At 76.2% G+C, this 23,039-nt stretch carries 22 protein-coding genes; 6 read left to right on the top strand and 16 right to left on the bottom strand.

Annotated elements, in window-relative coordinates; genetic code table 11:
- Window positions 1-146: 146 nt before the first annotated feature.
- From ACGFI1_RS34525 to ACGFI1_RS34480, 10 genes are all read right to left on the bottom strand, one after another.
- A complete protein-coding gene (locus ACGFI1_RS34525; RefSeq protein WP_392791452.1) occupies window positions 147-1,304 on the bottom strand; it encodes a 4-hydroxybenzoate 3-monooxygenase in 1,158 nt (385 codons plus the stop codon).
- Between the two features lie 53 nt (window positions 1,305-1,357).
- A complete protein-coding gene (locus ACGFI1_RS34520) occupies window positions 1,358-2,170 on the bottom strand; it encodes an IclR family transcriptional regulator (RefSeq protein ID WP_364554185.1) in 813 nt (270 codons plus the stop codon).
- Window positions 2,171-2,223: 53 nt separating this feature from the next.
- The gene (gene pcaC, locus ACGFI1_RS34515; RefSeq protein WP_171068839.1) at window positions 2,224-2,616 is read right to left on the bottom strand and encodes a 4-carboxymuconolactone decarboxylase; all 393 of its coding nucleotides are present in this window, start codon (window positions 2,614-2,616) and stop codon (window positions 2,224-2,226) included.
- Window positions 2,613-3,383, bottom strand: coding sequence for a 3-oxoadipate enol-lactonase (gene pcaD / locus ACGFI1_RS34510; protein WP_392791447.1), 771 nt, complete (start codon window positions 3,381-3,383; stop codon window positions 2,613-2,615). The genes pcaC and pcaD overlap by 4 nt, the downstream gene beginning before the upstream one ends.
- Entirely contained in the window at window positions 3,380-4,597 is a 1,218-nt protein-coding gene (gene pcaB, locus ACGFI1_RS34505; protein WP_392791445.1) for a 3-carboxy-cis,cis-muconate cycloisomerase, read from the bottom strand. Before pcaB ends, pcaD begins: the two co-directional genes overlap by 4 nt.
- Window positions 4,587-5,138: a protocatechuate 3,4-dioxygenase subunit alpha gene (gene pcaG, locus ACGFI1_RS34500; protein WP_392791442.1), complete on the bottom strand. Its 552-nt coding sequence runs from the start codon at window positions 5,136-5,138 to the stop codon at window positions 4,587-4,589. The genes pcaB and pcaG overlap by 11 nt, the downstream gene beginning before the upstream one ends.
- Window positions 5,138-5,842: a protocatechuate 3,4-dioxygenase subunit beta gene (gene pcaH, locus ACGFI1_RS34495; RefSeq protein ID WP_386866121.1), complete on the bottom strand. Its 705-nt coding sequence runs from the start codon at window positions 5,840-5,842 to the stop codon at window positions 5,138-5,140. Before pcaH ends, pcaG begins: the two co-directional genes overlap by 1 nt.
- A 103-nt stretch (window positions 5,843-5,945) precedes the next feature.
- A complete protein-coding gene (locus ACGFI1_RS34490) occupies window positions 5,946-6,923 on the bottom strand; it encodes a sigma-70 family RNA polymerase sigma factor (RefSeq protein ID WP_138634041.1) in 978 nt (325 codons plus the stop codon).
- 159 nt (window positions 6,924-7,082) lie between these two features.
- Entirely contained in the window at window positions 7,083-8,126 is a 1,044-nt protein-coding gene (locus ACGFI1_RS34485; protein WP_392791439.1) for a zinc-dependent alcohol dehydrogenase family protein, read from the bottom strand.
- A gap of 11 nt (window positions 8,127-8,137) precedes the next feature.
- Window positions 8,138-8,635 (bottom strand): XdhC family protein, encoded by a 498-nt coding sequence (locus tag ACGFI1_RS34480; RefSeq protein ID WP_392791437.1) that lies wholly within the window; start codon window positions 8,633-8,635, stop codon window positions 8,138-8,140.
- 139 nt (window positions 8,636-8,774) lie between these two features.
- On the opposite strand from ACGFI1_RS34480, the gene ACGFI1_RS34475 reads away from it, so the two are divergent.
- Genes ACGFI1_RS34475 through ACGFI1_RS34465 form a run of 3 tightly spaced genes read left to right on the top strand, consistent with a single transcriptional unit; the run spans window position 8,775 to window position 10,890 of the window.
- Entirely contained in the window at window positions 8,775-9,329 is a 555-nt protein-coding gene (locus tag ACGFI1_RS34475) for a universal stress protein (protein WP_138633996.1), read from the top strand.
- Between the two features lie 56 nt (window positions 9,330-9,385).
- Window positions 9,386-10,030, top strand: coding sequence for an adenylate kinase family protein (locus ACGFI1_RS34470; RefSeq protein WP_386866127.1), 645 nt, complete (start codon window positions 9,386-9,388; stop codon window positions 10,028-10,030).
- Window positions 10,027-10,890: a 1-aminocyclopropane-1-carboxylate deaminase/D-cysteine desulfhydrase gene (locus ACGFI1_RS34465; RefSeq protein WP_392791434.1), complete on the top strand. Its 864-nt coding sequence runs from the start codon at window positions 10,027-10,029 to the stop codon at window positions 10,888-10,890. The genes ACGFI1_RS34470 and ACGFI1_RS34465 overlap by 4 nt, the downstream gene beginning before the upstream one ends.
- A 59-nt stretch (window positions 10,891-10,949) precedes the next feature.
- On the opposite strand, the gene ACGFI1_RS34460 is transcribed toward ACGFI1_RS34465, so the two are convergent.
- The 3 genes from ACGFI1_RS34460 to ACGFI1_RS34450 form a co-directional block, all read right to left on the bottom strand.
- A complete protein-coding gene (locus ACGFI1_RS34460; protein ID WP_392791431.1) occupies window positions 10,950-12,023 on the bottom strand; it encodes an acyl-CoA dehydrogenase family protein in 1,074 nt (357 codons plus the stop codon).
- Entirely contained in the window at window positions 12,020-13,213 is a 1,194-nt protein-coding gene (locus ACGFI1_RS34455) for an acyl-CoA dehydrogenase family protein (protein WP_392791429.1), read from the bottom strand. Before ACGFI1_RS34455 ends, ACGFI1_RS34460 begins: the two co-directional genes overlap by 4 nt.
- A 136-nt stretch (window positions 13,214-13,349) precedes the next feature.
- Window positions 13,350-13,751, bottom strand: a complete 402-nt coding sequence (locus ACGFI1_RS34450; protein WP_138633981.1) for a nuclear transport factor 2 family protein — start codon at window positions 13,749-13,751, stop codon at window positions 13,350-13,352.
- An 81-nt stretch (window positions 13,752-13,832) separates the two neighbouring features.
- On the opposite strand from ACGFI1_RS34450, the gene ACGFI1_RS34445 reads away from it, so the two are divergent.
- Window positions 13,833-14,423 carry a TetR/AcrR family transcriptional regulator gene (locus tag ACGFI1_RS34445; RefSeq protein WP_138633978.1) on the top strand — a complete coding sequence of 197 codons (591 nt, stop codon included), beginning with the start codon at window positions 13,833-13,835 and terminating at the stop codon, window positions 14,421-14,423.
- Between the two features lie 12 nt (window positions 14,424-14,435).
- Here the strand turns inward: ACGFI1_RS34445 and ACGFI1_RS34440 are convergent, their stop codons facing one another.
- On the bottom strand, window positions 14,436-16,457 hold the full coding sequence (locus ACGFI1_RS34440; RefSeq protein WP_392791427.1) for a HelD family protein: 2,022 nt from the start codon (window positions 16,455-16,457) through the stop codon (window positions 14,436-14,438).
- Between the two features lie 167 nt (window positions 16,458-16,624).
- Between ACGFI1_RS34440 and ACGFI1_RS34435 the strand changes: the two genes are divergently transcribed.
- Window positions 16,625-17,446, top strand: coding sequence for an SDR family NAD(P)-dependent oxidoreductase (locus ACGFI1_RS34435; RefSeq protein WP_392791424.1), 822 nt, complete (start codon window positions 16,625-16,627; stop codon window positions 17,444-17,446).
- Window positions 17,447-17,534: 88 nt separating this feature from the next.
- A complete protein-coding gene (locus ACGFI1_RS34430) occupies window positions 17,535-18,380 on the top strand; it encodes an ATP-binding cassette domain-containing protein (protein WP_392791421.1) in 846 nt (281 codons plus the stop codon).
- On the opposite strand, the gene ACGFI1_RS34425 is transcribed toward ACGFI1_RS34430, so the two are convergent.
- Together ACGFI1_RS34425 and ACGFI1_RS34420 are read right to left on the bottom strand one after the other, a co-directional pair.
- Complete coding sequence (locus ACGFI1_RS34425) at window positions 18,313-21,528, bottom strand: acetyl-CoA carboxylase family protein (protein WP_392791418.1); 3,216 nt, start codon at window positions 21,526-21,528, stop codon at window positions 18,313-18,315. The two genes, ACGFI1_RS34430 and ACGFI1_RS34425, sit on opposite strands and share 68 nt — an antisense overlap.
- A 34-nt stretch (window positions 21,529-21,562) precedes the next feature.
- Window positions 21,563-22,978, bottom strand: coding sequence for a GH1 family beta-glucosidase (locus ACGFI1_RS34420; protein WP_392791414.1), 1,416 nt, complete (start codon window positions 22,976-22,978; stop codon window positions 21,563-21,565).
- Window positions 22,979-23,039 lie beyond the last annotated feature (61 nt).

Genomic DNA, 23,039 nt, shown 5'->3' with positions numbered 1-23,039 from the left:
AAACGCGGACGGCTCGTCCGCGACCCGTCCACGCTAAACCGAACTTGCCCAGGCGGCAAAATTTCAGGCACTGCCAATTCGCGTGATGTGCATCTCACTGCGCGCCAGGGCGCCGGACGGCTCCGTCGAAGGGGGGCGGCCCGCCCCTAGAAGATGGGGAGGCCGGTGTAGTTCTCCGCCAGGGACGTCTTGGCCGCCTCCGACGACGCCACATAGTCCAGGTGGGAGCGCTGGAGCCGCCGCTCGAAGTCGGTCGCCGCCGGGTCGACGTGCAGCAGCGTCGTCATCCAGTAGGAGAAGTGCTCGGCCCGCCAGACCCGCCGCAGGCACGTGTCGGAGTAGCCGTCCAGCAGCGTCTCCGACCCCGAGGCGTACCGCTCGGTCAGGGCCCGCGCCAGCACGATCACGTCCGAGACGGCGAGGTTGAGGCCCTTCGCGCCGGTCGGCGGGACGATGTGCCCGGCGTCGCCGGCGAGGAACAGCCGGTCGTGGCGCAGCGGCTCGGCCACGAAGCTGCGCATCGGCGTGACCGACTTGTCGGTGATCGGGCCCTCGTGCAGCTTCCAGCCGTCGTCGGTGGCGAACCGCGTCGCCAGCTCGTCCCAGATCCGGGCGTCGGACCAGGCGGCGAGGTCCTCGTCCGGGCTCACCTGCAGGTACAGCCGGCTGACCTGCGGCGAGCGCAGGCTGTGCAGCGCGAAGCCGCGGTCGTGGTTGGCGTAGATCAGCTCCTCGGTGGACGGCGGGACGTCGGCGAGGATGCCGAGCCAGGCGAACGGGTACTCGCGCGAGAACGTCCGCAGGCCCGGCACCGCGGGGCGGCTGACGCCGTGGAACCCGTCGCAGCCCGCGATGTAGTCGCAGTCCAGGGTGTGCGTCTCGCCGCCGCTGCGGAACGTCACGCTCGGCGCGGACGCGTCCAGGCCCACGACCTCGGTCTCGAACCGCACGTCGCCGCCGTCCGCCAGCCGCCGGGCCACCAGGTCCTTGACGATCTCGGTCTGCGCGTAGACGGTGACCGTCCGGCCGGTCAGGTCGGTCAGCGGGACGCGGTGCCCGGCGCCGCCGAACCGCAGCTCCAGCCCGTGGTGGACGAGCCCCTCCCGGTGGAGCCGGTCGCCGACGCCGGTCTCGCGCAGCACGTCCGTCGTGCCCTGCTCCAGCATCCCGGCGCGCTGCCGGTGCTCCACGTAGTCGCGGTCCCGGCTCTCCAGCACCACGGACTCGATCCCCCGCAGATGGAGCAGGTGCGACAGCAGCAGTCCGGCGGGGCCGCCGCCGATGATCGCGACCTGGGTACGCATCGAGCCTCCTCGTCGTCGGTTACCCGGCGATGCTGGCGTGCATCGCCGCTGGTTCAGGCTCCGGTCTTCCGCTCAACGGAAAACAGGTCGGGATCGCCGCCCCAGTGCGCGGCCACATCCCGGGACAGGGCCCGCGCCGCCGTCGTCAGCGGCGGCAGCAGCCGCCGCAGGTCGGCGCTGCGCGTGGCCGACACCAGCGACAGCGCCGCCACCACCCCGCCCGCCGCGTCTCGCACCGGCGCGCCGACCGACGAGGCGCCGAGCGTCATCTCGTCCCGGGTGAGCGCGTAGCCGGAGCGGCGGACCTGCTCCAGGGCGCGCCGCAGGTCGTCGGCGGCGGTGATGGACCGCGCCGCGTGCCGGGCCAGCTCCCCGGCGAGGACCTTCTCCCGGACCTCCGCCGGCGCGTAGGCCAGCAGCACCTTGCCCACGCCCGTGGTGTGCAGCGGCAGCATCGCGCCGACCTGCGTGACCACCGGCACCGAGCGGGTGCCGCGCAGCCGCTCGACGATCAGCACGCGGTCGTCGCGGAGCACGCCGAGCTGCACGTTGTCGTGGGTGGCCTCGTACAGGTCCTCCATGTGCGGCAGCGCCAGCTCGCGCAGCCCCGTGACGGCCGGGGCCTGGCTGCCGATGCGCCACAGCCGGGTGCCGATGCGGTACGTCCCGTCCGGGACCCGCTCCAGGAACCCGCCGCCGACCAGCTCCCCCACGAGCCGGTGCCCGGTCGCGAGCGGCAGCCCGGAGCGGCGGCAGATCTCGCTCAGGTTGAGCCGGACGCCGCCCTGGGCGAAGGCGTTCAGGATCGCCATCACCTTGCCGGCCACGCTCACCGGCCGCGCGCGCTCCGCGCCGTCCCCCGCCACCTGCCACCTCCCGCGCGGCCCGCTCCCCGGGCCGGCCGCCCGGAACCCGCCCGTCACTCCCCTTCGTCGAGGACCCGCTGGGCGACGGCGAAGGCCGAGTTCGCCGCCGGTACCCCACAATAGATCGCCGTCTGCAGGAGCACCTCTTTGATCTCCTCGGGCGTCAGCCCGTTGCGGACGGCGGCGCGGACGTGCATGGCCAGCTCGTCCAGATGGCCGCCGGCGACCATGGCGGTGAGCGTGATGCAGCTGCGGGTCTTGCGGTCCAGGCCGGGGCGGCTCCAGATCTCCCCCCAGGCATAGCGGGTGATCATGTCCTGGAAGTCGGCGGTGAAGGCGTTCTTGCGGGCCTCGGCGCGGTCGACGTGCGCGTCCCCGAGCACCTCGCGGCGCGTCCGCATGCCCTGCGCGTGCCGGTCCTCGTCGGTCATCCGCTCCGCGCTCATCCTTCGTTTCCCTTCCATGTGCGCTCCAGGTGCGCGGTGATCTCCTCGGTGACCGCGGCCGGGCGTTCGACGTTCGCCAGGTGGCCGGCGCCCTCCACGACGGCGAGCCGGGCGCCGGGGATGCCCGCGGCCAGCCGGTCGGCGTGGCCGGCGGGCGGGGTGGGGCCGTCCTGCGCGCCCGCGATCACCAGGGTCGGCGCGGAGACCGCGCCGAGCCGCGCCGTGGCGTCGAACCCGGCGAGGGCGTCGCAGCAGGCGGCGTAGCCCTCGGGGTCGGTCGCGCGGAGCATCGCCACGTAGGGCTCCGCGCCGGTGAAGCCGGGGGTGAACCAGCGGCCGGCCGCCGAGTCGGCCACGGGGCCGACCCCGTCGCGGCGGACGAGCGCGGCCCGCTCCCGCCACGGCCCCGGCTCGCCGAAGCGCGGGGACGTGCAGCACAGGACCAGGCTCGCGACGCGGTCGGGGGCGCGCAGCGCGAGCGCGGTGCCGACCGCGCCGCCCAGCGACACCCCGGCGTAGGCGGCCCGCTCGGCGCCGAGCGCGTCCAGGAGGGCCAGGACCCCGCCGACCAGGTCGTCGACGGTGAACGGGCCGTCCGGGACCGGGGCGCCGCCGTGGCCGGGCAGGTCGTAGCGCAGCACCCGCCAGGCGCGGGTGAGCGCCGGCAGCTGCGGGAGCCACAGGTCCGTGGTGGTGCCGAGGGACGGGCCGAGGACGACGAGCGGCGCGTCCTCCGGGCCGTCCAGGCGGTACTGGGGGACGGTCACGGGCGGCTCCTCCGGTAGGCGTCGAGGGCCCGGCCGACGAGCGCGGCGGCGTTCCCGGTGCCGGGGTCGCGGCCGAGCACGCCGATCAGGTCGTCCAGGCCGGCGCGCATCCGCTCGGGGGACACCTCCAGGCCGTCCAGCAGTTCGGCGGCGGTCTCGGCGGCGCCGCCGGTCAGGCGCAGGCACTCGCGCAGCGGCTGCCACTCGGCGTGCCACTCCCCCGCCGGCCGCTCGTGCGGCGCGGCCTGCGCGGCGAGGACGACCTGCGCCTGCGCCGGCACCTGCAGCGCGGCCGAGCGGACCAGGGCCGACAGGGCGGGGTTGCGCTTGTGCGGCATCGAGGACGAGCCGCCCCGCCCGGCGCCCGCCGCCTCGGCGGCCTCGCCGACCTCGCTCTGCGACAGCAGCCACACGTCGGTGGCGATCTTGCCGAGGGCGCCCGCGGCGACCGCCAGCGCCGCCGCGAGCCCGGCGACCGGCGCCCGGCGGGTGTGCCACGGCAGCGCCGGGCACGCGAGCCCGGTCTCCGCGGCGTAGGCGGCGACCAGGTCGAAGGCCCGGTCGCCGAAGGCGTCGAGCGTCCCGGCGGGGCCGCCGAGCTGCACGGGCAGCGGCACGGCGGCCAGCCCCTCGCGGGCCTCCAGGCAGCCCAGCAGCCAGTTCGCGGCCTTGGCGCCGAACGTGGTCGGCAGCGCCTGCCGGCCGAGGGTGCGGGCCGCCATCGGGGTGTCGCGGTACCGCGCCGCGAGCCCGGCCAGGGCGTCCAGCGCCCGGTCGAGGTCGGCGAGGAGGACGCGCCGGGCCCGGGCCGCGACGAGCATCGCGCCGGTGTCGGCGATGTCCTGGCTGGTGGCGCCCTTGTGCACGTGCTCGCCGGCGGGCCCGGCGAGGGCGCGCAGGTCGGCGACCAGCGGCACCACGGGGTTGCCGGAGCCGCGCGCCCGGCGGGCGATCGCGACGAGGTCGAAGCGGCCCGGGTCGGCGGCCGCGGCGATCGCCTCGGCGGCCGCCGCGGGGACGATGCCGAGGCGGGCCTGCGCGCGGGCCAGCGCCGCCTCGGCGTCCAGCATCGCGGTCAGGTAGGCGAGGTCGCTCGTCGCGGCCTCCGCCGCCGTCCCGGCCCGGACGGGGGACAGCAGCCCCGCGTCCGGCGCCGCGCCCGCGCCCCGCTCGTACCCGTGGTCACCGGAGGGCCCGTGCTCGTCAGAAGGCAAGGAAGACCGTCTCCCCTTCCCCTTGCAGCCGGACGTCGAAGCGGTACTCCCGCTCGCCCTCGCGCGCGGCGACCAGCGTGCCGCGCCGCTCCGCCGGGACCTGCGCGAGCAGCGGGTCGGTGGCGCGGGCGGCCTCGTCCTCGGGGAAGTACAGCCGGGTGAAGACGGGCTTCAGCAGGCCGCGGGCGAACACGAGCACGGCGATGTAGGGGGCGCCGCCGCCGGCCGCGCCGGGCTTGAGGGTGCTGAACCAGTAGCCGCCGGCGGCGTCGGTGCCGCAGCGGCCGAAGCCGGAGAACCCGTGCCCGGCCCGGACCAGCCCGCCGGGGCCGCGCGGCACCGCGCCGTCGGCGTCCGGCTGCCAGATCTCCAGCAGCGCGTCCGGCACCGGCTCGCCGGCGCCGTCGAGCACCCGGCCGCGCACCGTGATCGCGTCCGGCCGCCACGGCGGCACGACCTCCGGGCCGCCCGCGTACGGCAGTGCGTAGCCGAAGAACGGCCCGACGGTCTGGGACGGAGTGGTGAGGGGCGGTGTGCTCATCAGACCTCCATCGGGGTGTCGCCGAGGACGATGTCCCACTGGTAGCCGAGCGCCCATTCGGGCGTGGTGGTGTCCAGGTCGAACCGGGAGACCAGCTTCTCCCGGTCCCGCTCGTCCGGGATCGACTGGAAGATCGGGTCGTAGGCGAACAGCGGGTCGCCGGGGAAGTACATCTGGGTGACGAGCCGCTGGGTGAACGCCGTCCCGAACACCGAGAAGTGGATGTGCGCGGGCCGCCAGGCGTTGTGGTGGTTGCCCCAGGGGTAGGCGCCCGGCTTGATCGTGACGAACCGGTAGCGGCCGTCGCCGTCGGTGAGGCAGCGCCCGGCGCCGGTGAAGTTCGGGTCGAGCGGCGCCGGGTGGATGTCGCCGAGGTGGTTGTAGCGGCCGGCGGCGTTCGCCTGCCAGATCTCCACGAGCGCGTTGCGCACCGGTCGCCCGGCGCCGTCCAGCACCCGGCCGGTCACGACGATCCGCTGGCCCTGCGGCTCGCCGGCGTGCTGGACGGTGAGGTCCTCGTCCAGCCGGCCGAGCTCCTGGTGGCCGAAGACCGGCGAGGTCAGCTCGACGCTGTCCGGGCCGAGCTTCGGCATGATCAGTTCCTGTGCCGGGGCGCGGAGCACGGTGCTCTTGTAGCCCGGGTACAGGTAGGGCGGGTGGGTCGTGCGCCCCTCCCCGCCTCCGCCGGTCCCTGCGCGGTCCATAGACCTCCCCTTCCCACGTCGCGGACACCGTGCACCCACCCTGGCAGCCCGCGCCGGGTGCGCCGGAACGGGGTTTCCGCCCAATGGAAACGGGGGCGGCCGCTCAGAGGCGCTCGGCCAGCCCGAACAGCGGGAACAGGCTCGTGTCGAAGAACACCGAGGCGTGCGCGACGCCGTGCTCGGTGACGCTCAGCACCTGCAGCTGGTAGGCGCGGTGGACGCCGTCGTCGGCGCGCTTGTAGAGGCCGAACGCGGGCTGCCCGTTCGCGGCGGCCGGCACCATCCGCAGGTCGCCGGGGCCGGGCGCGCACTGGGCGGCGATGAGCCGGACCACGTTCTCGGCGCCGACGAACCACTCGGGGAACGGCGGCATCTCCCAGACGACGTCCTTCTTGAACAGCTCGATGAGCCCGGCGATGTCGGCGTCCTCGAACGCCTTGGCGTACCGCTCCAGCAGGTCGCGCTGGGCGGGGTCGGTCGGCTCGACCAGCTCGTCGCGCATCGGCGCGTCCTGCTCCAGCTGGGATCGCGCCCGCTGCAGTGCGCTGTTGACCGCCGCCGTGGAGGTGCCGAGCAGCTCGGCGACCTCGGCCGCCCGCCACTTCAGCACGTCCCGCAGGATCAGCACGACCCGCTGCTTGGCGGGCAGGTGCTGCAGCGCCGCGACGAACGCCAGCCGGGTGCTCTCGCGGGCCGCGACGATCGTGGCGGGGTCGGCGGCGTCCGCGCCGAGGACCGTGTCGGGCGCGGGCTCCAGCCACGGCACCTCGGGCGAGGCGACCACGGGCCGCTCCGGCTCCTCGCTCGGCGCGCCGAGGCCCGACGGCATGGGCCGCTTGCCGCGCTGGTCGATCGCGGTGAGGCACACGTTGGTGGCGATCCGGTACAGCCACGTCCGCAGCGACGACCGGCCCTCGAAGTCGCCGTAGGACCGCCAGGCCCGCAGGTAGGTCTCCTGGACGAGGTCCTCGGCGTCGTGGATGGACCCCAGCATCCGGTAGCAGTGCGCGAGCAGCTCCCGCCGGTACGGGTCGGCGAGCTGCTGGAAGTCGCGGTCTGACTGGATCGTGGTGTTCGCCATGGTGATGGTCACCTTCGCGTTCGGCGGCATCGCTCGGACGGCGCGGCCGGACGGCCCCGTCTCCGGCGACCGTAGGCGACCCCACCGACAGAACGCGTGCAACGCCTTCATCCTACGCACGGTCCCGCGGCCGGACCGGGCGCCGCGCGGGTCCGCCGGCTACGCCTCCCGGTGCGGTTCGAGCACCGTGATGCCGGGGCCGGCGGGCGCGGTGAGGGCCGCGGGCCCGTCGCCGAGCGACAGGACGCGGGCGACGAGGAGGTCGGGGCGCAGCGCGCCGGCGCGCACCAGCTCCAGCATCGGGCCGTAGGCGTGCGCGGGCATCCCGTGGCTGCCGGCGATCTCCAGCTCCCAGGCGATGACCCGGTCCATCGGGAGGTCGGCGCGGCCCGCGCCGGGCGGCAGCAGCCCGACCTGGACGTGCCGGCCGCGGCGGCGCAGCGAGGCGACGGAGGCGCGGGCGGTGGCGGGGCTGCCGAGGGCGTCCAGGGACAGGTGCGCGCCGCCGCCGCTGGCGTCGCGGACGGCCGCGGCGACGTCGTCGTGCCCGGAGGCGTCGACGACGGCGGCGGCGCCGCAGCGGCGCGCCAGTTCCAGCGCGCGCGGCGAGACGTCGACGGCGACGACGCGGGCGCCCGCCGCCGCGGCGATCATGACGGCGGACAGGCCGAGGCCGCCGCAGCCGTGCACCGCGACCCACCGGCCGGGGGCGGCGCCGCCCTGCGCGGTGACGGCCCGGAACGCGGTGGCGAACCGGCAGCCGAGCGAGGCGGCGGTGGTGAAGGGCATCCCCTCGGGCAGCCGCACGAGGTTGACGTCGGCGTCGTGGACGGCGACGTACTGGGCGAACGACCCCCAGTGGGTGAAGCCCGGCTGGGTCTGCTCCTCGCAGACCTGCTGGTCCCCCGCCGCGCAGGCGGGGCAGCGGCCGCACGCGCACACGAACGGGGCGGTCACCCGGTCGCCGGGCCGGTGGAGGGCGACCCCGGCGCCGACCTCCTCGACCGTGCCGGCCAGCTCGTGGCCGGGGACGTGCGGGAAGGACCGGATGTCGGGGTCGTGGCCCTGCCAGCCGTGCCAGTCGCTGCGGCAGGCGCCGGTGGCCTCGACCCGGATCACCGCGCCGCCGGCGGGCACCGGCGGGTCGGGCAGGTCCCGGACGTCCGGCGGCGCCCGGAACGCGTCGTAGGCGACGGCTCGCACCCCGCGGCCCGCTAGAACTCGAAGCCGCCGGGGCGGCCGTTGCGGTCGGCGATCAGCCCGGCGAGCGCGGCGATGGCGATCTCCGCGGGGGTCTTCGAGCCGATGTTGAGGCCGATGGGGCGGTGCACCCGGGCGATCTCGCTCGCGGGGACGCCGAGCTCGGTGAGCGCCGGGATGTGCGGGGCGGGGTGCCGGGGGTTGCCCATGACGCCGACCCACCGGACGGGCTGCGTCAGCACGTCGCGCAGCACGGGCCCGAGCTCGGGGCGGTGGTGGTCGGTGACGACCACGTCGGCGGTGCCGTCGAGCGGCGGCAGGTCGGCGGCGCCCTCGCGGTCCTTGTCGGGGTCGACGAGGAAGGTGCGGTAGCCGAGGTCGGCGCCGTAGCGCAGCAGGTGGTCGGCGACGGGGCCGGCGAACACCGCGACCAGCGTCCGCTCCTGCGCGGCGGGCGGGACCTCGCCGTGCGCGACGGCGCAGGACGGGTCGTTCTCGTGCGGTGCTCCCATACCCGAAGTGTGCCGCGCGCGGCGGCGGCCGGTCCAGCGGCCACGCCTTCCAACGGAAAACACCGTTTCCGCAACGTGGCACTCCCCGCACCGGAGGGGGTATGCCTAAACTGCTGGCACTCGGCGCACAGGAGGGATCGTGATCGCGAGACCGGAGGGCGGTCCCCGCATCGTGGTGGGGGTGGACGACTCCGCGGGCGCCCGCTGCGCGCTCTCCTGGGCGATCGGCGCGGCGCGGCTGCGCCGGCTGCCGCTGCTCATCGCGCACGCGGCGCCGCTGCCGCCGCACGTGTCGGCGGCCGGGCAGCTCGGCTGCGGCATCACCGAGGCGCTGCGCGCCTCCGGCGCCGAGCTGATCGCGCGGCTGCTCACCGAGGTGTCCGGCGGACCGCCGGCCGGGGTGGAGCTGACCGCGCTCGCGCTGGTCGGCGAGCCGGGCGCCGCGCTGGTGCGGCTGGCGGGCGACGACGACATCCTGGTCGTCGGGCACGGGACGCGCGGCCCGTTCTCGCGGCTGCTGCGGCCGTCGGTGCGGCTGCACTGCGCCCGGCGGGCCCGCGCGACGCTGGTGTGCGTCCGGCAGCCCTCGTTCGAGACGCTGCTGGAGGGCCTGGTCGTGCCGGACGAGTCGCCCGAGCACGTCCCCGGCTCGCGTTTCCGCAGGCTGGGACGGCGGCTGCGGCTACCGCTCTGAGCGGGCGCCGCGCTGTCCGCCGTTCCCGCCCCCGGCCCGGCGCATAGGCTTGCCGCATGCGCAAGTACGTCATCATCGGCGCCATCGGCAGCGGCAAGGGGACGCAGTCGGGACTGCTCGCGCGGGATCTGGACATCGTGCACATCAGCGTCGGGGACATCTTCCGCTGGCACGTCAAGAACCACACCAAGCTGGGCGCGCAGGTGCGGCGGACGATGGCGGCGGGCGAACTGGTCGGCGACGACCTCGCCGAGAGCGTCGTCCGGCAGCGGCTCGAGCAGCACGACTGGAACTACGGGTTCGTCGTCGACGGGTTCCCGCGCAGCCGGCGGCAGACCGAGTTCTTCCTGGAGAGCTACGACATCGACGGCGTGATCCACCTCGACCTGCCGGACGCGGAGGTCCGCCGCCGGGTGCTCGGCCGCCGGCTGTGCGCGCGGTGCGGGATGGACTACAACCTGATCGCCGACCGCCCGACGCAGGAGGGCCGCTGCGACGTGTGCGGCGGCGAGCTGGTGACCCGCGAGGACGACACGCCGGAGGCGCTCGCCGAGCGGCTGCGCGACCACCACGCCAAGACCGACCCGATCCTGGAGCTGTTCGGCCGCAAGGAGTACGTGGTCACCGTGGACGCGCGGCCGGGCATCGACGAGGTGCAGCGGACGCTGCGCGCAAAGCTCGGGCTTCCGGCGCCCCGGTGACGCCGCCGGTTCCGGCCCTGCCGGCGTCCCCCGTGGTGGAGCTGGCCGACGACCGGGCCGCGCGGCGCGGCGTGCGGCTGTTCCTGAAGCGCGACGACCTCGTCCATCCCGAGCTGCCCGGCAACAAGTGGCGCAAGCTCCGGCACAACATCGGACCGGCCCGCGCGAGCGGGACGCTGCTGACGTTCGGCGGCGCCTACTCCAACCACATCCGGGCCGCCGCCGCGGCGGGGCGCATCTTCGGGTTCGCGACGATCGGGGTGATCAGGGGCGAGGAGCATCTGCCGCTGAACGACTCGCTGGCGTACGCCGAGCGGATGGGCATGCGCCTCGCCTACCTGGACCGCGCCGCCTACCGCCGCAAGCACGACCCGGAGGTCGTCGGCGCCCTGCGCGAGCGGTGGGGCGACTTCTACCTGCTGCCGGAGGGCGGCAGCAATGCCCTGGCGCTCAAGGGGTGCGCGGAACTGGGCGCCGAGGTGCCGGGCTTCGACGTGGTGTGCTGCCCCTGCGGGACGGGCGGGACGCTCGCCGGCCTCGCCGCCGGCCTGGCCCCGGGCCAGCGGGCCCTCGGTTTCTCGGTGCTGAAGGGCGACTTCATGGCCGGCGAGGTCGAGCGGCTCCAGCGCGAGGCGTACGGGGAGCGGCGGGGGGACTGGCGCGTCGAGGGCGGCTTCCACTTCGGCGGCTACGCCAGGCGGACCCCGGACCTGGACGCGTTCATCGCCGGTTTCGCCGCCCGGCACGGCGTCGTCCTCGACCGCGTCTACACGGCGAAGATGATGTTCGGCGTGCTGGCGCTGGCCGAGCGCGGCGCCTTCCCGCCGGGGGCGCGCGTACTGGCCGTGATCACCGGCTGACGGCTGTGATCACCGGCTGACGGCCGGGCGGCCCCGGCGCGGGGCCGCCCGGCCCGGTGTCACGCCGGGGGCAGGTCGACCAGCTCCGCCAGGGCGGCGCGGTGGTGGTCGGGCGTCCCGAGGGCGATCGAGTCGGCCTTGGCGCGCTTCAGGTACAGGTGCGCGGGGTGCTCCCAGGTGAAGCCGATGCCGCCGTGCATCTGCACGCACTCCTCCGCCGCCTTGAGGGCGACGGCCGAGCAGTGCGCCTGCGCCACGGCCACCGCGATCGGCGCGTCCCCGTCCCCGGCCGCGACGCAGGACGCCGCGTGCCGCGCCACGGCCCGCGCCTGGGTGATGGACGTCCACAGGTCGGCGAGGCGGTGCTTGAGGCCCTGGTAGGACCCGACCGGGCGGCCGAACTGGTAACGCGTCTTGACGTAGGCGACGGTGTCGTCCAGGCAGCGCTCGGCGAGCCCGAGCTGCTCGGACGCCAGCATCGCCGCACCGGTCAGCAGGGCCGCCCGGACCGCGTCCATGCCGTCCGCGACGCGCCGGGCGGGCGCGCCGGAGAAGGCGACGTCGGCGAGGCGCCGGGTCATGTCGAGGGAGGTGACGGCGGTGCGGCGGGCGTCGGCGGCGTCCACGGCGTACAGGCCGCCGGAGGCCGGGACGAGCAGGACGTCGGCGGCCATGCCGTCGGCGACGCTGGTGACCTCGCCGGTCAGCGTCCCGTCCGCCGCCCGCACGGTGGCGGCGGCGGCGCCGGGCGGGGTGCTGAACGGGACGGCCAGGACCGCGATCCGCTCCCCCGCGGCCAGCTCGGCGAGCAGGTCCCGCTCGCCGGCGGCCAGCAGCGCGGCGGTCGCGACCACGGCGCTGGTCAGGAACGGGACGGGCGCGGCGGACCGGCCCAGCTCCTCCATGACCACCGCCGTCTCGCGCCAGGTGGCGCCGGCGCCGCCGAGGTCCTCGGGGACGGGCAGCCCGGCGCAGCCGAGCTGCCCGGCGACGGCCCGCCACAGCTCAGCGTCGTAGGGCGCGTCCTTCTCGACGCCGGCGAGGACGGACGTCCAGGGCGCCTTGTCGTCGAGCAGCCCGCGGACGCCCGCGCGCAGGTCGGTCTCGATCTCGGAGTACAGCAGGTCGCTCATTTGGGCAGGTCCTTCCACGCCACGTCCTTGTCGACGCGGATCTCGCCGGGCAGGCCGAGGACGCGCTCGGCGATGATGTTGCGCAGGATCTCCGAGGTGCCGCCCTCGATGGAGTTGCCCTTGGCGCGCAGGTAGCGGTAGCCGGGCGAGCGGCGGGTGAAGTCGACCTCGGTGGGGCGGCGCATCGTCCAGTCGTCGTAGCGCAGGCCGTCCTCGCCGAGCAGTTCCAGCTCCAGCCCGGAGACCTCCTGGTTGAGCTTGGCGAAGGCGAGCTTGGCGCCCGAGCCCTCGGGGCCGGGCTGCCCGGCGGTGAGCTGCTGGCGCAGCCGCTCCCCGGTGAGCCGGGCGGCCTCGGTCTCCACCCAGGCGCGCAGCAGCGCGTCGTGCAGGCCGGGGGTGCGCAGCTCGGGGCGGTCCCGCCAGAGCGCGGCGACCACGCCGATCATGCCGCCCTCGCGCGGCGCGGCGTTCCCGCCGATCGCGACCCGCTCGTTCATCAGCGTGGTGGTGGACACCTGCCAGCCCTGCCCGACCTCGCCGAGCCGGTGCGCGTCGGGGATCCGCACGCCGGTGAGGAAAACCTCGTTGAACTCGGCCTCGCCGGTGATCTGGCGCAGCGGGCGGACCTCGACGCCGGGCGCGGTCATGTCGCACACGAAGTAGGTCATGCCGCGGTGCTTGGGGACGTCGGGGTCGGTGCGGGTCACGAGGATCGCCCACCGCGCCTCGTGCGCCATGGACGTCCAGACCTTCTGCCCGTCGACGGTCCAGGCGTCGCCGTCGCGGACGGCGCGGGTGGCGAGCGCGGCGAGGTCGGAGCCGGCGCCGGGCTCGCTGAACAGCTGGCACCACAGCTCCTCGCCGGTCCACAGCGGGCGCAGGAAGCGGCGCTTCTGCTCCTCGGTGCCGAACGCGAGGATGGTCGGCGCGGCCATGCCGAGGCCGATGCCGTTGCGCTCGGGGTGGTTGGTCGGCGCGCCGGCCCTGGCGAACGCCCGGTCGACGGCGGGCTGCAGGTGCCGCGGGGCGCCGAGCCCGCCGAGCCCCTCGGGGTAGTGCACCCAGGCGAGCCCGGCGTCGAACCGGGCGCGCAGGAACTCCAGGGGCTCGGTGGCCGAGGGGTCGTGGGCGGCGACGAACTCGCCGACCCGGCGGCTCAGCTCGTCGGCGTCGGGCGGTGCTGTGCTCACAGGGCGGACCTCCGCGCGGGGCGGCGGGCGGCGGCCGGGCCGCCCGCGAACGGACATACCAACCGGTCGGTATGGCCCGTCCAGCCTAGGAACCGCCGGACCCGCGAGTCAACCGGGCGGCCCGGCGGGACGCCGGTCAGGCGCCCGCCGCCAGGCCGAGCCCCGAGTGGTCGTGGTAGTCGCGGGACTCCACGATGTGCCCGTCGCGGACCCGCATGACCACGATGTTCGGCAGCAGGAACTCCCGCCCCGTCGCGGTGTTGCGCCCCGCGTACTCGAACTCCGCGATGATCACCTCGGGATCGGCGGTCTGGTGGACGGTGACGTTGCGCGCCGCCATCTCCAGTGGCAGCGTCTCCAGCCGGGCGAAGTGCTCGCGCAGCGCCGCGCGGCCCTCCAGGCGCGCGGCGGGGTGGGCGAACGGCTGCACGACCACCGCGTCCTCCGCGTAGAGGCGCGGCAGGTCGCCGGGGCGCCGCGCGATGATCCCGTCGAGCAGCCGCTGGAAGACGGCCCGGGGGGTGGCGAACTCGGACATGGCTGACTCCCCTACAATCGGAGTTTCTACTCCGTATGCAAAATATGGAGTCAAGACTCCACTTGTCAACGGAAGGCGCCGATGACCTCTCCCGCGTCCGGCAGGCCGCTGCGCGCCGACGCCCTGCGCAACCGCGCCAAGGTCCTCGCGGCGGCCGAGGAGGTCTTCGCCGCCCGGGGCACCTCGGCGTCCACCGAGGAGGTCGCGCGGCGGGCGGGCGTCGGGATCGGCACGGTGTTCCGGCACTTCCCCACCAAGGAGTCGCTGCTGGAGGCCGTGCTGGTCGCGCTGCTGGAGCGGCTCGCCGGCGAGGCCGAGGAGCTGCGCTCGGCCGCCGACCCGGGCGCGGCGTTCTTCGGGTTCCTGTCCCGGGTGGTCGCGCAGGCGGCGGCGAAGCAGGCCGTCACCGAGGCGCTGGCCGAGGCGGGCGTCGACGCCCGGGCCGCCACCGGCCGCGCGGGCCCCGGCCTGCGGGCGGCGCTCGCCGTCCTCCTCGAACGCGCGCAGGAGGCGGGGGCCGTCCGGTCCGACGCCGACCTGGAGGTGGTCATGGCGCTGCTGGTCGGCATGTCCTACGCGGCCGGGCACGCCGGGGCCCGCGAGGACGTCCTGCGGATCGCCTTCGACGGGCTGCGCCCGCGCGCGGCCGCGGAACGGGCCGCGCGCGGGTAGGGCGGCCGCCCGTCAGGCGGCCAGCTCCGCCGGCAGGTCGTCGCGGTGCAGCACGGTCAGCGAGGTGACGGCGCGGGTCAGCACGACGTACAGCCGGGCGAGGCCGCGCTCCTCCGCGGCGGCGATCGCGGCGGGCTCGGCGACGATCACGTGGTCGTACTCCAGGCCCTTGGCGAGGGTCGCGGGGATGACCAGCAGCCGGTCGGAGCCGTCGGACTCCGGGCCGAGCACGGCGTGCTCCAGCCCGGCCGCCGCCAGCTCGGCCGCGTGCGCGGCGACGGCGGCGTCCGGGACGATCAGGCCGACCGAGCCGGGGCGGGCGAGGGCCGCGCGGACGGCCCCGGCGGCGGCCGGGACCACGTCGGCGACGCGGCGCACCTCCAGGGCGCCCGCGCCGGGCCGCAGCGAGCGCGGCCGCTCCAGGCCGGGCGCGACGTGCGGGAGCAGCCGGGCGGCGTAGTCCAGGACGGTCCCCGGGACGCGGAACCCGAGGGTCAGCTCGGTGACCTCCCCGTCCTGCCCGAGGTGGCCGAGCACCTCCTTCCAGGAGCGGGCCGACCAGGCGGTGGTGCCCTGGGCGAGGTCGCCGAGCACGGTCGCCGAGCCCGTCCCGCAGCGCAGGCCCAGCGCCCGCAGCTGCATCGCCGACAGGTCCTGCGCCTCGTCCACGACGAGGTGGCCGAGCGAGGGCGTCCGGTCGATGAGGTCGCCCAGCTCGTCGAGGAGGGCCCGGTCGGCGGCGGTCCACTTGGCCGACCGGTGCGAGCGCGGCGCCTTCGGCCACAGGAGCGCGGCCTGCTCGTCCTCGTCCAGGACGCCCTTGGCTGCCCGCGCGAGGAACTCGCCGTCCGACAGCAGCCTGTGCAGGACCTGCTCGGCGGTGACCTTCGGCCACACCGCGTCGAGCACCTCCCGGACCGGCCGGCTCCGGGCGACCTGGTCCTGGACGCGGTCGTCGGGCGCCTCGCCGCGCTGCTCCATCAGCACCAGCACCCGGTGCGCGAGCCGCTGCGCGAACGCGGCGCGGCCCGCGCCGTACCGGGTGGTGCCGCGCAGCCCCGCCGCGATCTCCCGGACCTCGTGGTCGGCGAGCCGGAAGCGGACCGAGCCGCGGGTGACGACGAGGCCCTCCGCGGGCTTGCGGACGTGCAGCCACAGGGCCCTGCGCAGGACGTCCGCCATCCGGGCGTCGCCCTTGCCGGCCGACACCGCCGCCGGCTCCTCCCCCAGCGGCGCCCCGAGCAGGTCGTCGATCGTGGCCTGCTCGACCCGGACCTCGCCGAGCGCGGGCAGCACCGCCGAGATGTAGCCGAGGAACGCCCGGTTCGGGCCGACGATGAGGACGCCGGACCGCGACAGCCGCTCCCGGTGCGTGAACAGCAGGTAGGCGGCGCGGTGCAGGCCGACGGCGGTCTTGCCGGTGCCGGGCGCGCCCTGCACGCAGACCGTGCGGGGCAGGTCGGCGCGGACGATCACGTCCTGCTCGGGCTGGATGGTGGCGACGATGTCGCGCATCGGCCCGGTGCGGGGCCGCTCGATCTCCTCGGTGAGGATCCGGGACGGCCCGGCGCCGGCCCCGCCGTCCAGGGGCTCGTCCTCGAAGGCGGTCAGCTCCCCGGCCTGGAACCCGAACCGGCGCCGCAGCCGCCAGCCCATCGGGTCGGCGGGGCCGGCCTGGTAGAAGGCGCGCGAGACGGGGGCGCGCCAGTCCAGCACGAGGGGGCGGCCCTCGGCGCCGTCGTGGACGTGCCGCCGCCCCACGTAGATGACCTCGGGCAGTTCGGGGTCGCCCGCGGCGGCGCGGTCCATCCGGCCGAAGAACAGGGGCGTGCCGGGGTGGTCGGCGAGCGCGGCGACCCGCTGGTCGAGCATCGCCTCCAGGATCTGCCGGCTCACCCAGTCGGCGGCCACGTCGGCGGACAGGCTCGCGGCGTGCTCGCGCATCCGGCGCAGCGCGGCGCGCGACTCGGCCAGGTGGGCGCGTTCGGCGGTGAGTATCTCCGTTTCGTCGGATCCGGCGGGTTCGGCGGGCATGCGGGCAGACCTCCGGCGGTGCGAGGGGCGTACAGGGGAAACCCACAACCTTACCGGCCGCCGGGACGGCCCGGTCGGCTCCTTCGCGCGCTCCACCGACGGCCGGATCCGGCGGCGGCGGCGCTTCGCCTTGCCCGGCCGGGCGTGCGTGTGTGACGTTGGGCGCCATGGTGACTTCGACGGGACGGGTGACGTTGACGGGGCGGTCCGCGCTGGTCACGGGAGCCTCGTCCGGCATCGGCGCGGTCGTCGCGGAGGCGCTCGCCGCCGCCGGCGCCCGCGTCGGCCTGGTGGCGCGGCGCAAGGACAGGCTCGAGCAGGTCCTCGCGCGCTGCCGCGAGCACTCCCCCGACTCGGCGATGTGGACCGCCGACCTCGCCGACCTCGACGGGATCGCCGACCTGGCGGCCGCCGCCGAGCGCGAACTCGGCGGCGTGGACGTCCTGGTCAACAACGCGGGGATGCCGAAGCGCCGCCGCGTCCAGGACCTCGCGCCCGCCGAGGCCGAGGACGTGATGCGGCTGAACTACGCCTCCCCGGTGCGGCTCACGCTGGCGCTGCTGCCGGGCATGATCGCGCGGGGGCGCGGGCACCTGGTGGCGATCGGGTCGGTCGCGGCGCGGCTCGGGCCGCCGCACGAGGGCGCGTACGGGGCGTCCAAGGCGGCGCTGACCGCGTTCTGGGAGAGCATGGCGGTCGACCTCGACGGCACGGGCGTGCAGGTCCACGTGGTCCAGCCCGCGCTCATCGCCGGGACCGAGCTGTTCACGCTGCCCGGCAACGAGCCGCCGCTGAGCGACGTGTCCGACGCGCTGCCGCCGGAGCGGGTCGCCGACGCCGTCCTGGCCGCGCTGGAGACCGGGAAGTTCGAGCAGTACGTGCCGGACTGGTTCGACGAGATGGCGTCCGGCAAGGCCGCCGATGTCGACGCGTTCGTCGCGGGCGTCAAGGAGTGGACGCGCGACCGGCTGGAGCCGCCGCTGCCCTGACCGGAGGCCGTTGCCGCCGCCCGCGCGCGTCAGTAGGGTGTGGATCCCCCAGTGACCCACATCACAGTGAGCCGAGGTGCGGATGGGCATGACCGCTCCAGCGGGGCTCCGGGTCCGCGACGTCACGGTGCGGTTCGGCGCGGTGACGGCCGTGGACGGCGCCGGGCTCACCGCGCCGCCCGGCGCGGTCACCGGCCTGATCGGCCCGGACGGCGCGGGCAAGACGACGCTGTGCGAGGTGATCGCCGGGCTGCGCCGCCCCGCCGCGGGCACCGTCCACCTCGGTGACGCCGACCTGACCGGCAGCGCCGCACGCGAGCGGGCCCGGCGCGGCATCGCCCGCGCGGCCCCCCGGCCCGGGCCGGCCGGCTCCCGCACCGTGCGCGAGGCGGTGCGGGCCGCGGCCGCGCGGCACGCGCTGACCGCGGAGGTCGCCGGCCGGACGGCGCGCGACCGGTGGCGGCGCCGCCTGGACGCCCGCCGCGACGCGGGGCCCCGCGCCGACGAGGTCCTCGCCCGCGTCGGCATCGCCGAGCACGCCGACCGGCGCGCGCGGGAGGCCCCGCCCGGCGTCGCGCTGCTGGCCGACCTGGCGCGGGCCCTGACCGCCGAACCGGCGGTGCTGCTGCTGGACGAGCCGTGGGACGGCCTGCCGGTGCGGTACGCGCGCGCCCTGGAGGTGCTGCTGCGCGACCTGGCCGCCGAGGGTCTCGCGGTGCTGGTGGCCGGGCGGGAGCTGGAGCCGGTGCTGGGCGTCTGCGACGTCGTGCACGTCCTGGACGGCGGCCGCGTGATCACGGCGGGCGCGCCCGCCGAGGTCCGCGCCGACCCGCGGGTGCGGGACGCCTACCGCGCCGGCCGGCCGGTCACCATGTGTCGATCCACGGCCGGGGACGGTCCTCCGCGGGCGGCGCTCCGGCGAGCACCGCGGTGATCCAGCGGCGGGTGTCGGCGGGGTCGATGACGTCGTCCAGCTCGAACACCGTGGCCGCGTGCAGCGCCCTGCCGTACTCGTAGGCGGCGGCGACCATCTGCTCGAACAGGGCCTTCGGGTCCTCGGCGGCCTCCAGCTCCTTGCGGAACCCGAGCCGGACGGCGCCCTCCAGCCCCATGCCGCCGATCTCGCCGGTCGGCCAGGCGACGGTCGCGAGCGGCGCCTTGAACCCGCCGCCCGCCATGGCCTGCGCGCCGAGCCCGTAGCCCTTGCGGAGCACGACCGTGACGACCGGGACGCGGAGGTTGGCGCCGATGACGAACAGCCGGCCGAAGTGCCGGACGGTCGCGGTGCGCTCGGCGTCCGGGCCGACCATGAAGCCGGGGGTGTCGCAGAGCGACACCACGGGCAGGCCGTGCGCGTCGCACAGCTGCAGGAACCGGGCGGCCTTGTCGGCGGCGTCGCGGTCGATGGCGCCGCCGAGGTGGGCGGGGTTGCTGGCGATGAGGCCCATCGGGCGGCCCTCGATCCGCACCAGCGCGGTGATGATCCCGACGCCGAACGCGCGGCGCAGCTCCAGCACCGACCCGGTGTCGGCGAGGTGCTCGACGGCGCGGCGGACGTCGTAGGCGCGCATCCGGTTCTCGGGGACGAGGTGCCGCAGCACGCGCTGGTCGCCGCACTCCCACTCCGCGCGCGGCCCCAGGAAGTACGACAGGTAGCGGCGGGCGGCGGCGACCGCCTCGGCCTCGTCCTCCACGACGATGTCGACGACCCCGTTGGGCTCCTGGTCGGTGATCGGGCCGATCTCCTCGGGCGCGAACACGCCGAGGCCGCCGCCCTCGATCATCGCGGGGCCGCCCATGCCGATGTTGGCGTCGCGGGTGGCGATGATGGCGTCGCAGCAGCCGAGCAGGGCCGCGTTCCCGGCGAAGCAGCGGCCGGACGCGATCCCCACGGACGGGACGACGCCGCTGAGCCGCCCCATCGCGTGGAAGGTCGTCACGTCCAGGCCGGACACGGTGGAGGTGTCGGTGTCACCGGGCCGTCCCCCGCCCCCCTCGGCGAACAGCACCAGCGGGAGGCGGCGGCGGTGGGCGATGTCGAGCATCCGGTCGGTCTTGCGGTGGTTCTGGTAGCCCTGCGTCCCGGCCAGGACCATGTAGTCGTAGGACATGACGACGGCCTGGGCGCCGTCCACGTCGCCGATGCCGCACACCATGCCGTCGGCCGGGGTGCGCTCGATGAGCTCGTCCAGGGAGCGGCGCTGCCGCTGCGCGGCGATCGCGAGGGCGCCGTACTCGACGAACGTGCCGGGGTCGCACAGGTCGGCGATGTTCTCGCGGGCGGTGCGGTGGCCGCGCGCGTGCCGCTTGGCGACGGCCTCGGGCCGCGCGGCGTCGAGGCCGATCTCGTGCCGGCGCAGCGTCTCGGCGAGGTCGGCGCGGATCGCGTCGAGGTCGGCCCCGTCCTCCTCGGCGGCGTGGTCGCCGCCGACGTCGGCGGGTTCGGTGAACAGCAGCGGCGCGCCCTCGGCGACGGTGTCCCCGGGGGCGGCGGCCAGCATCCGGACCACGCCCGCCTCGCCCGCGCGGACGACGTGCTCCATCTTCATCGCCTCGATGATCACCACCGGCGCCCCGGCCCGCACGAGGTCGCCCTCGGCCGCCTCGACGCTCACGACCGTGCCCTGCATGGGCGCGGCGACGGCGACCGTTCCGGGCGGCGCGTCCGGCACGGCGGCGGCCTCCGGCTCGGCGGCGTGCGCGGCGGTCTCGGGGTAGTAGCGGCGGTGCTCGCTCTCCAGCAGCTCGGCCAGGTGGCCGCCGATGAAGGAGGTGTCCGCCCGGCCGGCGGTGAACTCGGGGTGCCGCAGGACGCCCTGGAGCAGCGGGATGCTCGTGGCCACGCCCGCGACCTCGAACTCGCCGAGCGCCCCGTGCGCCCGCGCGGCCGCGGACGGCAGGTCCTCCGCGCGGGCGATCACCTTGGCGAGCAGCGGGTCGTAGCGCAGGCTGGTGCGGTACCCGGCGTAGCCGCAGGTGTCGACGCGGACGCCGGGCCCGGACGGCGGCGCGAACGCGGTGAGCGTCCCGGCGCGGGGGTGCGGCGCGCCGTCCGCGCCGATCGTCTCGGTGTTGACCCGCACCTGGACGGCGCAGCCGGACGCCGCCGGCGGCGCGGCCAGGCCCACGCCCGCGAGGTCCTCCCCCAGCGCGAGCCGGAGCTGGGCCTTCACCAGGTCGACGCCGGTGATCTCCTCGGTGACGGTGTGCTCGACCTGCAGCCGCGGGTTGGCCTCCAGGAACCAGAACTCCGCGCCCGCGACGAGGAACTCGAACGTGCCGAGGCCCTCGTAGCGGACGCGGGCGGCCATCCGCACCGCCGCGTCCAGCAGCGCGTCCCGCGTCGCGGCGGGCAGCGCGGGCGCGGGCGCGACCTCGATCAGCTTCTGGTGGCGCCGCTGGACGCTGCAGTCGCGCTCCCACAGGTGGGTGACGGCGCCCGTCCCGTCCCCGGCGACCTGGACCTCGATGTGGCGGGCGCGCGGCACGTACTTCTCCGCGTACAGGTCGCCGGAGCCGAACGAGGCGAGCGACTCCGACCGGCACCGCTCGTACGCGGCGGCCATCTCGTCCGGGTCCTCGACGACGCGCATGCCGCGCCCGCCGCCGCCCGCGAGCGCCTTCAGCATCACCGGCCCGTGCTCGCGCGCGAACGCCTCGGCGCCCGCGAGGTCCACGGCGCCGCCGGTGCCCGGTGCCACGGGCACGCCCGCCGCGCGGGCCAGGTCCCGCGCCCGCGCCTTGTCGCCGAACAGCTCCAGCAGTTCGGGCCGCGGGCCGACGAACGCGAGCCCGGCGGCGGCGCAGCCCGCGGCGAAGGCGGCGTTCTCGCTGAGGAAGCCGTAGCCGGGGTGGACGGCGGCGGCCCCGGCGTCCTTGGCGGCGGCGATGAGCGCGTCCGCGTCGAGGTAGCCGGCGACGCCCTCGCCGGGCAGCTCCCGCGCCTCGTCGGCGCGCCGGGTGTGCGCCGAGGCCGCGTCGTCGCGGGTGCGGACGGCGACGGTCCGCAGGCCCAGCTCGGCCGCGGCCCGCACGACCCGCAGCGCGATCTCTCCCCGGTTGGCCACAAGGATCCCGCCCACCCGGCCTCCTCACCTCGCCTGAGCCGATCGGCCCTCACTCTAGAGAGCGGCCCGCGAGGCGGTGCGCCCGGAGGTCCCGGGGCCCCTGGACGTCCCGGGGCCCGTGGAGGTCCCGGTGCGCGCGGATGATCTCGGCGTAGCGGTGCCCGCTGTCCTTGACGGCGCGCCGCTGGGTGGCGAAGTCGACGTGGACGAGCCCGAACCGCTGCGCGTACCCGTAGGCCCACTCGAAGTTGTCCAGCAGCGACCAGGCGAAGTAGCCGTCCAGCGGGACGCCGGCGCGGATCGCGGACGCGCACGCCGCCAGGTGCGCCTCCAGGTAGGCGGTCCGCTCGGTGTCGTGGACGGCGCCGTCCGGGGTCACCGTGTCGGTGTACGCGGAGCCGTTCTCGGTGACCATGACGCTGCGGGGCGCGTACTCGCGGGTGACGCGCAGCAGGATCTTCTCCAGCCGGTCGGGGTGGATCTCCCAGTCCATGCCGGTGCGGGGCGTCCCGGCCGGGGTGATCTGCCGGGTGTGCGGGACGGGCCCGTCCGGGTCGGCGACGTTCACCGACCGGCGGTAGTAGTTGACGCCGAGCCAGTCCAGCGGCGCGGCGATCGCCGCGAGGTCGCCGCCGCGCACCGGCGGCTCCACCCCGTACACCTCGATCATGTCGGCGGGCAGGCCGCGGCCGTGCACCGGGTCGAGCCACCACCGGTTGTGGTGGCCGTCCTCGCGCCGCGCCGCGGCGACGTCCTCCTCCCGGTCACTGCCGGGCTCGCAGTCGGTGAGCAGGTTGACGATGCCGACGCGGGCGCCGGGCGCGGCGGCGCGGACGGCCTGCACGCCGAGGCCGTGGGCGAGCAGCAGGTGGTACGAGGCGGGCACGGCCGCGCGGACGTCGGCGACGCCGGGCGCCATCACGCCCTGCAGGTGCCCGAGCCACGCGGCGCAGATCGGCTCGTTCAGCGTCGCCCACGACGCGACGCGGTCGCCGAGCGCCGCCGCGACGACGGCCGCGTACTCGGCGAACCGCTCGGCGGTGTCGCGGGACGGCCAGCCGCCGCGGTCCTGGAGCGCCTGCGGCAGGTCCCAGTGGTAGAGGGTGGCGTGCGGCTCGATGCCCGCCTCCAGCAGCGCGTCCACGAGCCTGTCGTAGAACGCGAGCCCGGCCGGGTTGACCGGGCCGCCGCCGGCGGGCAGCACCCGCGGCCACGCCACTGAGAACCGGTAGGCGCCGAGGCCGAGCGCCCTCATCAGCGCGACGTCCTCGGCCCAGCGGTGGTAGTGGTCGCAGGCGGTGTCGCCGGTCTCGCCGCGGGCGACCGCGCCCGGGACGCGGCAGAACGCGTCCCAGATGGAGGGGGCGCGGCCGTCCTCGGCGACGGCTCCCTCGACCTGGTAGGCGGACGTCGCCGCCCCCCAGGCGAAGCCGGGTCCGAACGCGGTCAGGTCGTCGATGGGCACGGGTCTCCCTCGGGTGTCGTCGAGACGGGTCATTTCACGGAGCTCATTTCACGGAGCTCAT

The sequence above is a fragment of the Actinomadura geliboluensis genome (assembly GCF_043197915.1).
GTDB classification, from domain to species: Bacteria; Actinomycetota; Actinomycetes; order Streptosporangiales; family Streptosporangiaceae; genus Spirillospora; species Spirillospora geliboluensis.
Note: the sequence above shows the minus strand (reverse complement) of the source record. Positions and strands in the feature narration are given on the sequence as shown.